Annotated in this window: 14 protein-coding genes and 1 pseudogene; 12 read left to right on the top strand and 3 right to left on the bottom strand. The window is 58.0% G+C overall.

The features are described from left to right. Positions 1–7: 7 nt before the first annotated feature. Positions 8–430, bottom strand: coding sequence for a MarR family transcriptional regulator (locus HBA26_RS03440; protein ID WP_047367377.1), 423 nt, complete (start codon positions 428–430; stop codon positions 8–10). A gap of 143 nt (positions 431–573) precedes the next feature. Between HBA26_RS03440 and HBA26_RS03435 the strand changes: the two genes are divergently transcribed. The 9 genes from HBA26_RS03435 (at position 574) to ureG (ending at position 7204) form a co-directional block, all read left to right on the top strand. Continuing rightward, entirely contained in the window at positions 574–1587 is a 1014-nt protein-coding gene (locus HBA26_RS03435) for an alpha/beta hydrolase (protein WP_028014463.1), read from the top strand. Between the two features lie 137 nt (positions 1588–1724). Beyond that, positions 1725–2552: an urease accessory protein UreD gene (locus tag HBA26_RS03430; protein WP_063155322.1), complete on the top strand. Its 828-nt coding sequence runs from the start codon at positions 1725–1727 to the stop codon at positions 2550–2552. A 10-nt stretch (positions 2553–2562) separates the two neighbouring features. Further along, entirely contained in the window at positions 2563–2865 is a 303-nt protein-coding gene (locus HBA26_RS03425; protein ID WP_041908071.1) for an urease subunit gamma, read from the top strand. Between the two features lie 10 nt (positions 2866–2875). Continuing rightward, a complete protein-coding gene (locus HBA26_RS03420; protein ID WP_063943062.1) occupies positions 2876–3190 on the top strand; it encodes an urease subunit beta in 315 nt (104 codons plus the stop codon). Beyond that, complete coding sequence (gene ureC / locus HBA26_RS03415; RefSeq protein ID WP_126344885.1) at positions 3183–4886, top strand: urease subunit alpha; 1704 nt, start codon at positions 3183–3185, stop codon at positions 4884–4886. The genes HBA26_RS03420 and ureC overlap by 8 nt, the downstream gene beginning before the upstream one ends. A gap of 9 nt (positions 4887–4895) precedes the next feature. Beyond that, positions 4896–5354, top strand: a complete 459-nt coding sequence (ureE, locus tag HBA26_RS03410) for an urease accessory protein UreE (protein WP_048961248.1) — start codon at positions 4896–4898, stop codon at positions 5352–5354. A gap of 9 nt (positions 5355–5363) precedes the next feature. Beyond that, complete coding sequence (locus HBA26_RS03405; protein ID WP_126344884.1) at positions 5364–5903, top strand: HupE/UreJ family protein; 540 nt, start codon at positions 5364–5366, stop codon at positions 5901–5903. Beyond that, the gene (locus HBA26_RS03400; protein WP_126344883.1) at positions 5903–6577 is read left to right on the top strand and encodes an urease accessory protein UreF; all 675 of its coding nucleotides are present in this window, start codon (positions 5903–5905) and stop codon (positions 6575–6577) included. The genes HBA26_RS03405 and HBA26_RS03400 overlap by 1 nt, the downstream gene beginning before the upstream one ends. Before the next feature lie 9 nt (positions 6578–6586). Further along, positions 6587–7204 carry an urease accessory protein UreG gene (gene ureG / locus HBA26_RS03395; RefSeq protein WP_022651876.1) on the top strand — a complete coding sequence of 206 codons (618 nt, stop codon included), beginning with the start codon at positions 6587–6589 and terminating at the stop codon, positions 7202–7204. 47 nt (positions 7205–7251) lie between these two features. On the opposite strand, the gene tsaD is transcribed toward ureG, so the two are convergent. Beyond that, positions 7252–8265, bottom strand: a complete 1014-nt coding sequence (gene tsaD, locus HBA26_RS03390) for a tRNA (adenosine(37)-N6)-threonylcarbamoyltransferase complex transferase subunit TsaD (RefSeq protein WP_041908060.1) — start codon at positions 8263–8265, stop codon at positions 7252–7254. A gap of 236 nt (positions 8266–8501) precedes the next feature. Between tsaD and rpsU the strand changes: the two genes are divergently transcribed. From rpsU to rpoD, 3 genes and pseudogenes are all read left to right on the top strand, one after another. Further along, complete coding sequence (gene rpsU / locus HBA26_RS03385) at positions 8502–8717, top strand: 30S ribosomal protein S21 (RefSeq protein WP_001144069.1); 216 nt, start codon at positions 8502–8504, stop codon at positions 8715–8717. A 115-nt stretch (positions 8718–8832) separates the two neighbouring features. Then, a pseudogene (dnaG, locus tag HBA26_RS03380) lies at positions 8833–10636 on the top strand (DNA primase). A 95-nt stretch (positions 10637–10731) separates the two neighbouring features. Beyond that, entirely contained in the window at positions 10732–12576 is a 1845-nt protein-coding gene (rpoD, locus tag HBA26_RS03375; RefSeq protein ID WP_028014473.1) for an RNA polymerase sigma factor RpoD, read from the top strand. Positions 12577–12678: 102 nt separating this feature from the next. Here rpoD and mug read toward each other — a convergent pair whose 3' ends face one another. Continuing rightward, the gene (gene mug / locus HBA26_RS03370; protein ID WP_008503183.1) at positions 12679–13185 is read right to left on the bottom strand and encodes a G/U mismatch-specific DNA glycosylase; all 507 of its coding nucleotides are present in this window, start codon (positions 13183–13185) and stop codon (positions 12679–12681) included. Between the last annotated feature and the right edge of the window lie 47 nt (positions 13186–13232).

Raw genomic sequence — 13232 nt, 5'->3', positions numbered from 1 at the left:
AGTGCGCTTACAAATCTTCCAGCAGCGTTCGGGAGAGTTTTTTTAGCATTTCCAGCTCATCATCATTCATCCGCATGCTGCAGCGAATCTGGTCCGGCAGCGCCATCACCTGCTTTTTCAGTTCTTTCGCCTTATCGGTCAATACGACATTTTTCATCCTTTCATCCCCCACAACCGCGATACGGTTGAGAAAACCTTTTGCCTCAAGCTTCTGAACCAGCGGGGTCAATGTGCCTGAATCAAAATAGGTTTTATCGCTGAGATCGCGAAGCGGGATGTTGTCTTTCTCATAAAGCGCCATCAAAACAACAAATTGCGGATAGGTCAGATCCATCTCCTGCAGCAGGGGGCGATACTGGCGCACGAACGCATTGGTGACCGAGTACAGCGAGAAGCACAATAAATCATCTAGTGTTTTGTTTTCTTTCATTTTTCTTTCAACCCTGAATCTGTTGTCTAAAAAAAATTATAAATAATGTTTGACTAAAAGTATCTTGCGCGCAAGTATTACATCAACAACTAAGTAGCGCACTATTTAGTTATCCAATCAAATACGTTAAAAGGGGTACCACCATGAAAACATTAACCGCCATCCTGATTTCTTCCGTCTTCGCGTCAGCCGCGGCATCCGCTCAAACCACCAATACTCCAGCCCCGACCGCAGGCGTACAGGCATTTCTTGATGTCCTGAATGCTGGCAAAGGGAAACCGATGGAACAGATGACCCCGCAGGAGGCCCGCCAGGTACTGATCGGCGCACAGCAAGGAGCAAAATTGCCGCCCGCTCAGGTGACTGAAAAAACGATCCAGGTCAATGGCCAGACGATCGCCCTAAAAATTGTGAAGCCTGAACATGCTGCCGGTACGCTCCCGGTATTTATGTTCTTCCACGGTGGCGGTTGGGTGCTGGGTGATTTTCCAACCCACGAACGTTTAATCCGCGATCTGGTTCGTGCATCAGGCGCCGCAGCGGTTTACGTTGATTACACACCGTCACCTGAAGCCCATTTCCCGGTGGCAATCAATCAGGCCTATGAAGCGACAAAATGGGTAGCCGAGCACGGCCAGGAAATTGGCGTGGACGGCAGCCGTCTGGGCCTGGTTGGTAACAGCGTGGGCGGCAACATGGTGGCTTCAGTGGCGTTGCAGGCCAAACAGTTTAATGGGCCAAAAATTCGCTACAACGTGATGCTCTGGCCAGTGACGGACGCCAGCTTTGATACGGCTTCCTATCACCAGTTCGAAAATGGCTACTTCCTGTCAAAAAACATGATGAAATGGTTCTGGGACAACTACACCACCAGCGCTGCCGATCGTAACAATATCCTTGCCTCTCCGCTTCGCGCCAGCACTGCACAGTTGAAAGGCTTCCCGGAGACGCTGATTCAGACAGCTGAGCTGGACGTTCTGCGGGATGAAGGTGAAGCATTCGGGCGTAAACTGGATGCGGCTGGCGTCCCGGTGACCGTCACGCGCTATAACGGCATGATCCACGATTACGGCCTGCTTAACCCGCTGAGCCAGGAGCCAACGGTTAAAGTCGCCCTTGAGCAGGCAGGTGCAGCATTGCATGACCACCTGAAATAGGATCGTCATGCTTCACACAGAGCACGGCCCCGGGCCGTGCTTTTTAATTTCCTCTATCCATAAGCGACTCATATGACAGCCTTCATTTCCGCCAGGGCATACTGAAACGACCCCGATGATGCGCAGATGGAAGCAGCATGTTAGCAGCTCAGGTCACTGATAATACGTATAAAGGCTGGCAGGCGTCGCTTGCCCTGCAGTTTTGTCACGCCCCTGAGAAAACCCTCCTGCGTTCCGCGCGCCACGTCGGGCCGCTCACCGTACAACGTCCGTTTTACCCCGAAGGAAAAACCTGCCACCTCTATCTGCTGCACCCGCCCGGCGGCGTTGTGGGCGGCGATTCGCTGGATATTTCCGTTCGGCTCGATGCCAAAAGCCACGCGCTTATCACCATGCCCGGCGCCAGCAAGTTCTACCGCAGCAGCGGCCCGCAGGCGCGTCTGAGCCAGCACTTTTATCTTGATGAAAACGCCACGCTGGAGTGGCTGCCGCAGGACACCATTATCTTTCCCGGCGCGAACGCCGCGCTGCGTTCCGTCTTCCACCTTAAGGCTTCCAGCACGCTGCTGGCGTGGGAGCTGTACTGCCTGGGCCGCCCGGTAATCGGTGAGACCTTCAGCCACGGCACGCTGGAGAGCCGCCTTGAGGTGTGGGTGGATGACGAACCGCGCCTGATAGAACGCCAGCACCTCGGCGACGGCGATCTCACGCCCGTTGCCGGACACCCGTGGATCGGCACCCTGCTGTTCTATCCGGCCCGGGAAGATCATCTCGACACGGTGCGCGCGCTGCTCGCGCCTCTGGGCCATTTTGCGGGGGCAACGCTCACCGACGCTCTGCTGTCGGTGCGTTTTCTCTCCCACGACAACCTGATTTGCCAGCGGGCGATGCGCGACATCTGGCAGTCGCTTCGCCCGCTTCTTACTACCAAAACCGCCTGTTCGCCGCGCATCTGGCAGACATAAGAGAAACGTTATGGAACTGACCCCCAGAGAAAAAGACAAGCTGTTGCTGTTTACCGCCGCGCTGGTTGCCGAACGCCGCCTTGCGCGCGGGGTAAAGCTCAACTACCCGGAATCGGTCGCGTTGATCAGCGCCTTCATCATGGAAGGCGCGCGCGATGGCGAAACCGTCGCCGCGCTGATGGAGGCGGGCCGCCACGTCCTGACGCGCGATCAGGTGATGGAGGGCGTGCCGGAGATGATCCCGGATATTCAGGTGGAAGCCACCTTCCCGGACGGCTCCAAGCTCGTCACCGTCCACAACCCGATCGTATAAGGAGCGCGTGATGATCCCAGGCGAATACCGGATCCAGTCCGGCAGCATTGCCCTTAACGTCGGGCGAGACACTCAAAGCGTGATTGTGGAAAACCACGGCGACAGGCCGATCCAGGTGGGATCGCACTATCACTTTTACGAGGTCAACCCGGCGCTGAAGTTTGATCGCGAAGCCACCAGGGGCTACCGGCTGAACATTCCGGCGGGCACCGCCGTGCGCTTCGAGCCAGGCCAGAAGCGAGAGGTGACGCTGGTACAGGTGACGGGCGCGCAGCGCATTTTTGGCTTTCGCGGCGAGGTCATGGGCGAGGTGAAACATGGCTGAAATTTCACGTCAGGCGTATGCCGACATGTTCGGCCCTACTACCGGGGATAAGGTGCGGCTGGCGGACAGCGAGCTGTGGATCGAAGTGGAAGACGATCTCACGGTCTACGGCGAAGAGGTCAAGTTCGGCGGCGGGAAGGTGATCCGCGACGGCATGGGTCAGGGGCAGATGACCGCTGACGGCTGCGTGGATCTGGTTCTCACCAACGCGCTGATTGTCGACCACTGGGGGATCGTGAAGGCCGATATCGGCGTGAAGAACGGGCGGATCTTCGCCGTCGGCAAAGCCGGGAACCCGGACATTCAGCCCGGCGTGACGATCCCGATCGGCGCCGCGACGGAAGTGATTGCCGCCGAGGGGAAGATCGTCACCGCTGGCGGGATCGACACCCACATCCACTGGATCTGCCCTCAGCAGGCGGAAGAGGCGCTGATCTCCGGGGTCACCACCATGATTGGCGGCGGCACCGGACCGGCGGCGGGCACCAACGCCACCACCTGCACGCCGGGGCCGTGGTATATCGCCCGCATGCTGCAGGCCGCCGATACGCTACCGGTGAATATTGGCCTGCTCGGCAAGGGTAACGGCTCCAACCCGGATGCCCTGCGCGAGCAGATCGCCGCCGGCGCCATCGGGCTGAAGATCCACGAAGACTGGGGCGCGACGCCCGCGGCGATCAACTGCTCGCTGGAGGTGGCCGAAGAGATGGATATTCAGGTGGCGCTGCACAGCGACACGCTGAACGAGTCCGGGTTTGTTGAAGACACGCTGGCGGCCATCGGCGGGCGCACCATCCACACCTTCCACACCGAAGGCGCGGGCGGCGGCCACGCGCCGGATATCATCACCGCCTGCGCGCACCCGAATATTCTGCCCTCTTCCACCAACCCGACCTTGCCCTACACGGTGAACACCATCGACGAGCACCTCGACATGCTGATGGTTTGCCATCACCTTGACCCGGATATCGCCGAGGACGTGGCGTTTGCCGAATCCCGCATTCGCCGTGAGACCATCGCTGCGGAAGACGTGCTGCACGATATCGGCGCGTTCTCGCTCACCTCGTCAGATTCGCAGGCCATGGGCCGCGTCGGGGAAGTGATTATCCGCACCTGGCAGGTGGCGCACCGCATGAAGGTCCAGCGCGGCGCGCTGCCGGAAGAGACCGGCGATAACGACAACTTCCGGGTGAAGCGCTATGTCGCCAAATACACCATTAACCCGGCGCTGACCCACGGCATCGCCCATGAAGTGGGCTCGATTGAGGCGGGCAAGCTGGCGGATCTGGTGGTCTGGTCCCCCGCCTTCTTTGGCGTAAAACCGGCCACCATCGTCAAAGGCGGGATGATCGCCTGCGCGCCGATGGGCGACATCAACGCCTCGATCCCCACGCCGCAGCCGGTGCATTACCGCCCGATGTTTGGTGCCCTAGGCGCAGCACGTCACGCCACGCGGCTGACGTTTGTTTCTCAGGCGGCCCACGCGAACGGCATCCCGCAGCAGCTCAGCCTGCAGAGCGCCACGGCGGTGGTAAAAGGCTGCCGGACGGTGCAAAAGGCGGACATGATCCATAACGCTCTGCAACCGAACATCACCGTCGATTCGCAAACCTACGAGGTACGCGTCGACGGCGAACTGATTACCAGCGAACCGGCTGACGTTCTGCCGATGGCGCAACGCTATTTCCTGTTTTGAGGAGTGAAGATGATCTACTTAACACAACGTCTGGACCACGCGCATCCGACTACCGCCAGCGTCACGCTGCCGATTGACGTGCGGGTGAAAAGCCGCGCCCGCGTGGCGCTTAACGACGGGCGCGAAGCCGGACTGATGCTGCCGCGCGGCCTGCTGCTGCGTGGGGGCGACCTGTTGACCACCGACGACGGCAGCGAAGTGATCGAAGTGATCGCTGCCCCGGAGTCGGTTTCCGTGGTGCGCTGCGCCGATCCGTTCCTGCTCGCCCGCGCCTGTTACCACCTGGGCAACCGCCACGTGCCGCTGCAGGTCATGCCCGGCGAGCTGCGCTATCACCACGATCACGTTCTCGACGACATGCTGCGCCAGTTCGGGCTGGACGTGACCTACGCCAGCCTGCCGTTTGAACCGGAAGCGGGCGCGTATGCCAGCGATGCCCACAGTCACTCTCACGCTCATTCACATTAAGGATCAATCATGCGCAAGTATTTACCGCTATTACTGCTGGCTTTTTCCGTTCCCGCGCTCGCGCATCCCGGCCACGGCGCCGACAGCTTTCAGGCCGGGTTTTTCCATCCGCTGACCGGGCTGGATCACCTGCTGATGCTGACCGGGGCTGGCGTGCTATCTGCCCTGAGCGGCCGCAAGCTCCTGCTGCCGTTTGCCACCCTCGGCATGATGCTTGTCGGCGCCGTTGCGGGCAGCCTGCTCGGCGGCTTTAGCGGCATGGAGATGCTGATTATCGCCTCGCTGGCGGTCTGCGGGGTGATGATGTTTAAAACTGAAAACCGCCTGCTGCTGGCGGTACCTGCCCTGGCAATGTTCCACGGCTGGGCGCACGGCGTGGAGATGTCCGGCCACAGCTTCTGGCTGTTCACCAGCGGTTTTATGCTGGCCAGCGCGACGGTGCTGTGCGCCAGTTTCGCCGCAGGCTTGCTGCTGCGCCGCCACGACGGGCTGCGTAAAACCTTCGGCGGCGGGCTGATCATCTCCGCCCTTCTGGCGCTGATGAGCTGATGGAGCATGCCCGCCAGCGGCTGCGCCTGATGCAGCTCTCCAGCAGTAGCCTGCCGGTCGGATCGTTTACCTGGTCGCAGGGGCTGGAGTGGGCCGTAGAGGCGGGCTGGGTTACGAGCACCGACGCCTTCAGACGCTGGCAGATCCAGCAGATGGAGCAGAGCTTTTTCTGCGTCGATCTGCCGATGTTTATCCGGCTGTTCCGGGCCTGCGAACAGCAGGACGTCGCGGCAGCAAAACGCTGGACGACATATCTGCTCGCCTGCCGGGAAACGCGCGAGCTGCGCGAAGAGGAGCGCAACCGTGGTGCGGCCTTTACGCGCCTGATTAAAAGCTGGGAGCCGAACTGCCCGGCAGAGTGGCTGCCGCTGTTTGCGCAGAGCCAGCTCTGCGGCATGGCGTGGCTCGGCGTGCGCTGGGGCATTGGCGCGCGCGAGCTGGCGCTGAGCCTCGGCTACAGCTGGATAGAGAGCGCGGTGATGGCGGGCGTCAAGCTCGTCCCCTTCGGACAGCAGGCGGCGCAGCAGCTGATTATCGAGCTGAGCGACCATTTTGCCGCCGGGTTTGAACAGGCATTTTTACGTGGCGACGACGCGCTGGGGGCAGCTACGCCACTGTCAGCCATCGCCTCCGCGCGCCACGAAACACAATATTCACGACTATTCCGTTCCTGAGGAGTCAACATGGCTGATTACAAACATCCCCTGCGCGTTGGCGTGGGCGGCCCGGTAGGATCGGGCAAAACCGCGCTGCTGGAAGCGCTCTGCAAGGCGATGCGCGACACGTACCATCTGGCGGTGGTCACTAACGATATCTACACCAAAGAGGATCAGCGCATCCTCACCGAGGCGGGCGCGCTTGAGCCGGAGCGCATCGTGGGCGTGGAGACGGGCGGCTGCCCGCATACCGCCATCCGTGAAGATGCCTCAATGAACCTCGCGGCGGTAGAAGCGCTCAGCGAGAAGTTCGGTAATCTGGATCTGATCTTCGTTGAAAGCGGCGGGGACAACCTGAGCGCGACCTTCAGCCCGGAGCTGGCGGATCTGACCATTTACGTGATCGACGTGGCCGAAGGGGAAAAAATTCCGCGCAAGGGCGGACCGGGGATCACCAAATCCGATTTTCTGGTGATCAACAAAACCGATCTTGCGCCATACGTGGGGGCGTCGCTGGAGGTGATGGAGCGTGATACTAACCGCATGCGCGGCGAGCGCCCGTGGACGTTTACCAACCTGAAGGCGGGTGACGGTCTGGGGACGATTATTGCGTTTCTGGAAGAGAAAGGGATGCTGCGGGTGTAGTCGTAAATTTCCCTCTCCCCTGTGGGGAGAGGGTTAGGGTGAGGGGGTTACGCCTCAGGCAGTTCCGCCAGCGGCCAGCGCGGACGCACGGACACGCTCAGGTCGGACGTTGCCCCCGCATTCAGGCGCACCATACCGGCGTAAGCGATCATCGCCCCGTTATCGGTACAGAATTCCGGACGCGCGTAGAACACTTCCCCGCGACGCTTTTGCATCATCTCCGCAAGCTTCGCACGCAGCGTGCGGTTGGCGCTGACGCCGCCCGCCATCACCAGGCGCTTAAACCCGGTCTGATCCAGCGCACGCTTGCACTTGATCATCAGCGTATCCACCACCGCATCTTCGAACGCGCGGGCGATATCGGCGCGGGTCTGCTCGTCGTTGTCGTTATTACGGATAGTATTCGCCGCGAAGGTTTTCAGCCCGGAGAAGCTGAAATCCAGCCCCGGACGGTCGGTCATCGGACGCGGGAAGACGAAGCGCCCTTCCGTTCCCTGCGACGCCATTTTTGACAGCATCGGGCCGCCTGGGTAATCCAGACCCAGCAGCTTGGCGGTTTTATCGAACGCCTCGCCGGCGGCGTCGTCGATCGACTCACCCAGCAGCTCGTACTTGCCAATACCCGTTACGCTGATCAGCTGGGTATGTCCACCGGAGACCAGCAGCGCCACAAATGGGAACTCAGGCGGATTGTCTTCCAGCATCGGCGCCAGAAGATGCCCTTCCATGTGGTGAACCGGAATGGCGGGAACGTCCCACGCGAAGGCCAGCGAACGCCCTACCGTTGCGCCGACCAGCAGCGCACCGACCAGACCCGGCCCTGCGGTATAGGCTACGGCGTCAATATCGGTTGAGCTTAGTCCGGCCTCTTTCAGTGCCGCCTGAATCAGAGGAACCGTTTTACGCACGTGGTCACGAGAGGCCAGTTCAGGTACGACGCCGCCGTAGTCAGCGTGCAATTTCACCTGACTATACAGCTGGTTGGCCAGAAGCCCTTTTTCGTCGTCGTAAATGGCGATGCCGGTTTCATCGCAGGATGTTTCAATACCCAGTACACGCATGACTTGTTTTACCTCGTTTCAATACCGCGCAGTGTAGAGCCTGGGCGGGTTGATGTAAAACTTTGTTCGCCCCAGGAAGAAGGCTCGTGTATACTCCTCACCCTTATTAAAGTCCCTTTCAAAATCGCATCGGTGCTTTACAAAGCAGCAGCATTTGCAGTAAAATTCCGCACCATTTTGAAATAAGCTGGCGTTGATGCCAGCGGCAAACCGAATTTATTAAAGGTGAGAGTTACATGCCGGTAATTAAAGTACGTGAAAACGAGCCGTTCGACGTAGCACTGCGTCGCTTCAAACGTTCATGCGAGAAAGCAGGTGTTCTGGCTGAAGTTCGTCGTCGTGAGTTTTATGAAAAACCAACGACCGAACGTAAGCGCGCTAAAGCTTCCGCTGTGAAACGTCACGCGAAGAAACTGGCTCGCGAAAACGCACGCCGTACTCGTCTGTACTAATCTGTTGAGGGCCAACGCCCTCAATTGACAGACAGAGTAGTAGTCGTAAGGCCGTGCTTCCGGAAGGAATGCGCGGCTTGTTTTCGTTTATAAGTCGCTTAAATTTTTGGGGCATATGGCCGGAAGAATCCCACGCGTTTTCATCAATGACCTGCTCGCCAGAACCGACATCGTCGATCTCATCGACGCGCGGGTAAAGCTGAAAAAGCAGGGCAAGAACTACCATGCGTGCTGTCCGTTCCATAACGAAAAAACCCCCTCCTTCACCGTAAACGGTGAAAAGCAGTTTTACCATTGCTTCGGCTGTGGCGCACACGGTAATGCCGTCGATTTTTTAATGAACTACGACAAGCTCGAGTTCGTTGAAACCGTCGAAGAACTGGCGGCGATGCATAATCTTGAAGTGCCGTATGAAGCAGGCAGTGGGCCAAGTCAGATCGAGCGCCATCAGCGGCAAACGCTGTATCAACTGATGGATGGCCTGAATTCGTTTTACCAACAGTCTCTTAAGCACTCTGCGGCTGAGCCTGCGCGTCAGTATCTGAACAAGCGCGGACTGAGCGACGATGTGATTGCGCGTTTCGCTATTGGTTACGCCCCGCCCGGCTGGGACAACGTGTTAAAGCGTTTTGGCGGCAATAGCGAAGATCGTAAATCCCTCATCGACGCAGGCATGCTGGTCACTAACGACCAGGGACGAAGCTACGACCGCTTCCGTGAACGGGTGATGTTCCCGATCCGCGACAAGCGTGGCCGGGTAATTGGTTTTGGTGGTCGCGTGCTGGGTGATGCCCTGCCGAAATACCTCAACTCTCCGGAAACCGATATTTTCCATAAGGGCCGCCAGTTGTACGGTCTTTATGAGGCGCAGCAGGACAATGCGGAACCTCCGCGTCTGCTGGTCGTCGAAGGCTATATGGACGTCGTTGCGCTGGCGCAGTACGACATTAACTACGCGGTTGCGTCGTTAGGTACGTCCACCACTGCCGATCATATTCAACTGCTGTTCAGGGTGACCAACAACGTCATCTGCTGTTACGACGGTGACCGAGCCGGACGCGACGCCGCCTGGCGAGCGCTGGAAACCGCGCTGCCGTATATGACCGACGGACGTCAGCTACGCTTTATGTTCCTGCCCGACGGTGAAGACCCGGATACGCTGGTGCGTAAAGAGGGCAAAGCGGCATTCGAAGCGCGGATGGAGCAGGCACAGCCGCTCTCGACGTTTCTGTTTAACAGCCTGATGCCGCAGGTGGATTTGAGTACCCCTGACGGGCGCGCGCAGCTCAGTACCCTGGCGCTGCCGTTAATCAGCCAGGTGCCCGGCGAAACGCTGCGCATCTACCTGCGTCAGGAGTTAGGCAACAAGCTCGGCATTCTGGATGACAGCCAGCTTGAACGTTTAATGCCTAAACAGGCTGAAAACGGCACGGTTCGCCCCGCGCCTCAGCTAAAACGCACAACCATGCGTATACTGATAGGGTTACTGGTGCAAAACCCCGAGCTTGCTCCGCAAGTGCCGTCGCTGGCGGGTTTGAACCACGAAAAGTTGCCCGGACTTGGCTTATTTTCAGAACTGGTCAACACTTGTTTGTCTCAGCCAGGTCTGACCACCGGACAACTTTTAGAGCATTATCGCGGCACAAAAGAGGCCGCTACCCTTGAAAAACTGTCGATGTGGGACGATATAGCAGATAAGGAAATTGCAGAAAAAACGTTCACCGACTCGCTCAACCATATGTTTGATTCGATGCTTGAGTTGCGCCAGGAAGAGTTGATAGCTCGCGAGCGCACCCATGGCTTAAGCAGCGAAGAACGCCGGGAGCTCTGGATGATTAACCAGGAACTGGCGAAGAAATAAAAAATTTAACGGCTTAAGTGCCGAATATCGATCGGGAAGCCCCCGGCAGCCGCACTGAGAGGCAGCGGCAAAAATATAAGTACGCCCTCGCTTTAAAGGTTGGCAGCACCATCGCCGACACCAATCAAACGAATTAAGTGTGGATACCGTCTTATGGAGCAAAACCCGCAGTCACAGCTGAAACTTCTTGTCCAACGCGGTAAGGAGCAAGGCTATCTGACCTATGCCGAGGTCAATGACCATCTGCCGGAAGATATCGTCGATTCAGACCAGATCGAAGACATCATCCAAATGATCAATGACATGGGCATTCAGGTGATGGAAGAAGCACCGGATGCCGATGATCTGTTGCTGGCTGAAACCTCCAACAACACTGACGAAGATGCGGAAGAAGCTGCTGCACAGGTCCTGTCCAGCGTGGAATCTGAAATCGGGCGTACCACTGACCCGGTCCGCATGTACATGCGCGAAATGGGTACCGTTGAACTGTTGACCCGCGAAGGCGAAATTGACATCGCAAAACGCATCGAAGACGGGATCAACCAGGTTCAGTGCTCTGTTGCCGAATACCCGGAAGCGATTACCTATCTGCTGGAGCAGTACGATCGCGTTGAAGCGGAAGAAGCGCGCCTGTCTGACCTGATCACCGGTTTTGTCGACCCGAACGCTGAAGAAGATATGGCGCCTACCGCCACTCACGTCGGTTCTGAGCTGTCTCAGGAAGAGATGGATGACGACGAAGATGAAGATGAGGAAGAAGACGACGACAGCGCGGACGATGACAACAGCATCGACCCGGAACTGGCGCGCGAGAAGTTTGCCGAGCTGCGTACCCAGTACGAAGTAACGCGTGACACCATCAAAGCGAAAGGCCGCAGCCATGCCGCCGCTCAGGAAGAGATCCTGAAGCTGTCTGAAGTGTTCAAACAGTTCCGCCTGGTGCCAAAACAGTTCGACTACCTGGTAAACAGCATGCGCGTGATGATGGATCGCGTACGCACCCAGGAACGCATCATCATGAAGCTGTGCGTTGAGCAGTGCAAAATGCCGAAGAAGAACTTCATCACCCTCTTCACCGGCAACGAAACCAGCGAAACCTGGTTCAACGCGGCTATCGCGATGAACAAGCCGTGGTCTGAAAAACTGCACGACGTGAAGGACGATGTCTATCGCGGTCTGCAGAAGCTGCAGCAAATTGAAGAAGAGACCGGCCTGACCATCGAGCAGGTCAAAGACATCAACCGTCGCATGTCCATCGGTGAAGCGAAAGCCCGCCGTGCGAAGAAAGAGATGGTTGAGGCGAACTTGCGTCTGGTTATCTCTATCGCCAAGAAATACACCAACCGCGGTCTGCAGTTCCTGGATCTGATTCAGGAAGGCAACATCGGTCTGATGAAAGCGGTAGATAAGTTTGAATACCGTCGTGGTTACAAGTTCTCTACTTACGCGACATGGTGGATCCGTCAGGCGATCACCCGCTCTATCGCGGACCAGGCACGCACCATCCGTATTCCGGTTCATATGATTGAGACCATCAACAAGCTCAACCGTATCTCCCGCCAGATGCTGCAGGAGATGGGCCGCGAGCCGACGCCGGAAGAGCTGGCCGAGCGCATGCTGATGCCGGAAGACAAGATCCGTAAAGTGCTGAAGATCGCCAAAGAGCCAATCTCCATGGAAACACCAATCGGTGACGATGAAGATTCGCATCTGGGGGATTTCATCGAGGATACCACCCTCGAGCTGCCGCTGGACTCGGCTACTACCGAGAGCCTGCGTGCCGCCACGCACGACGTTCTGGCTGGCCTGACCGCCCGTGAAGCAAAAGTGCTGCGTATGCGTTTCGGTATCGACATGAATACCGACCACACGCTGGAAGAAGTGGGTAAACAGTTCGACGTTACCCGCGAACGTATCCGTCAGATCGAAGCGAAGGCGCTGCGTAAGCTGCGTCATCCAAGCCGCTCTGAAGTGCTGCGTAGCTTCCTGGACGACTAATCCTGGTAAACAGCAAAAAGCTCCCAATCGGGAGCTTTTTTTTTGTTTATTCCCTCTCCCCGTGGGAGAGGGCCAGGGTAAGGGCATCAGGCCGCAAAGGAGCTAAAGCCCCCGCACCATCAGCGCCTCATCCAGCTCCCTGTAGGCCTCCACCAGCTTATCCAGCGTCGCTCTGTTGAGCCCGCTGGGATTCGGCAACACCCACACCTGTGTAACGCCAATCATGATGCTCTGCTTGCCCCACTTAGCCCCGCGCTGGCTGAACGCCTGCTCGTAGGCCTGCTTTCCGAGGATCGCCAGCGCGGCGGGCTGATAGTCTTCAATCTTCTTCACCAGTTCCCGCCCGCCGCTGCGCAGTTCATGCAGGTTGACCTCGCTTGCCTGTACCGTCGGCCGCTCGACCAGCATGGTAATTCCGCAGCGCGTGTCCAGAAGGTGCTGCTCCTCTTCCGGCTTGAGTAACCTGTCGGTAAACCCGGCCTGGTAGATCACTTTCCAGAAGCGATTGCCCGGATGGGCGAAGTGAAAGCCGGTGTGCGCCGAGGACTTTCCCGGGTTGATTCCGCAAAACACCACCCGTAGGCCAGGGGCCAGAATGTCGTTGATCATCTTTACTCCCACTAATACGTCGTTATGGAAGTATAAAGGATTGATAA

The sequence above is a fragment of the Enterobacter sp. 725m/11 genome, from assembly GCF_011683705.1.
GTDB lineage: Bacteria > Pseudomonadota > Gammaproteobacteria > Enterobacterales > Enterobacteriaceae > Enterobacter > Enterobacter bugandensis.
The sequence above is the reverse complement of the archived record's forward strand: the minus strand, read 5'-3'. Positions and strand labels throughout refer to the sequence as shown.

What these genes read in the sequence shown, in the direction of transcription:
- HBA26_RS03405 (WP_126344884.1), top strand. Translation starts at nt 5,364, where the DNA reads ATGCGCAAGTATTTACCGCTATTACTGCTGGCTTTTTCCGTTCCCGCG.
- HBA26_RS03440 (WP_047367377.1), bottom strand. Translation starts at nt 430, where the DNA reads ATGAAAGAAAACAAAACACTAGATGATTTATTGTGCTTCTCGCTGTAC.
- HBA26_RS03400 (WP_126344883.1), top strand. Translation starts at nt 5,903, where the DNA reads ATGGAGCATGCCCGCCAGCGGCTGCGCCTGATGCAGCTCTCCAGCAGT.
- HBA26_RS03420 (WP_063943062.1), top strand. Translation starts at nt 2,876, where the DNA reads ATGATCCCAGGCGAATACCGGATCCAGTCCGGCAGCATTGCCCTTAAC.
- HBA26_RS03430 (WP_063155322.1), top strand. Translation starts at nt 1,725, where the DNA reads ATGTTAGCAGCTCAGGTCACTGATAATACGTATAAAGGCTGGCAGGCG.
- tsaD (WP_041908060.1), bottom strand. Translation starts at nt 8,265, where the DNA reads ATGCGTGTACTGGGTATTGAAACATCCTGCGATGAAACCGGCATCGCC.
- mug (WP_008503183.1), bottom strand. Translation starts at nt 13,185, where the DNA reads ATGATCAACGACATTCTGGCCCCTGGCCTACGGGTGGTGTTTTGCGGA.
- rpsU (WP_001144069.1), top strand. Translation starts at nt 8,502, where the DNA reads ATGCCGGTAATTAAAGTACGTGAAAACGAGCCGTTCGACGTAGCACTG.
- ureE (WP_048961248.1), top strand. Translation starts at nt 4,896, where the DNA reads ATGATCTACTTAACACAACGTCTGGACCACGCGCATCCGACTACCGCC.
- rpoD (WP_028014473.1), top strand. Translation starts at nt 10,732, where the DNA reads ATGGAGCAAAACCCGCAGTCACAGCTGAAACTTCTTGTCCAACGCGGT.
- HBA26_RS03425 (WP_041908071.1), top strand. Translation starts at nt 2,563, where the DNA reads ATGGAACTGACCCCCAGAGAAAAAGACAAGCTGTTGCTGTTTACCGCC.
- ureG (WP_022651876.1), top strand. Translation starts at nt 6,587, where the DNA reads ATGGCTGATTACAAACATCCCCTGCGCGTTGGCGTGGGCGGCCCGGTA.
- ureC (WP_126344885.1), top strand. Translation starts at nt 3,183, where the DNA reads ATGGCTGAAATTTCACGTCAGGCGTATGCCGACATGTTCGGCCCTACT.
- HBA26_RS03435 (WP_028014463.1), top strand. Translation starts at nt 574, where the DNA reads ATGAAAACATTAACCGCCATCCTGATTTCTTCCGTCTTCGCGTCAGCC.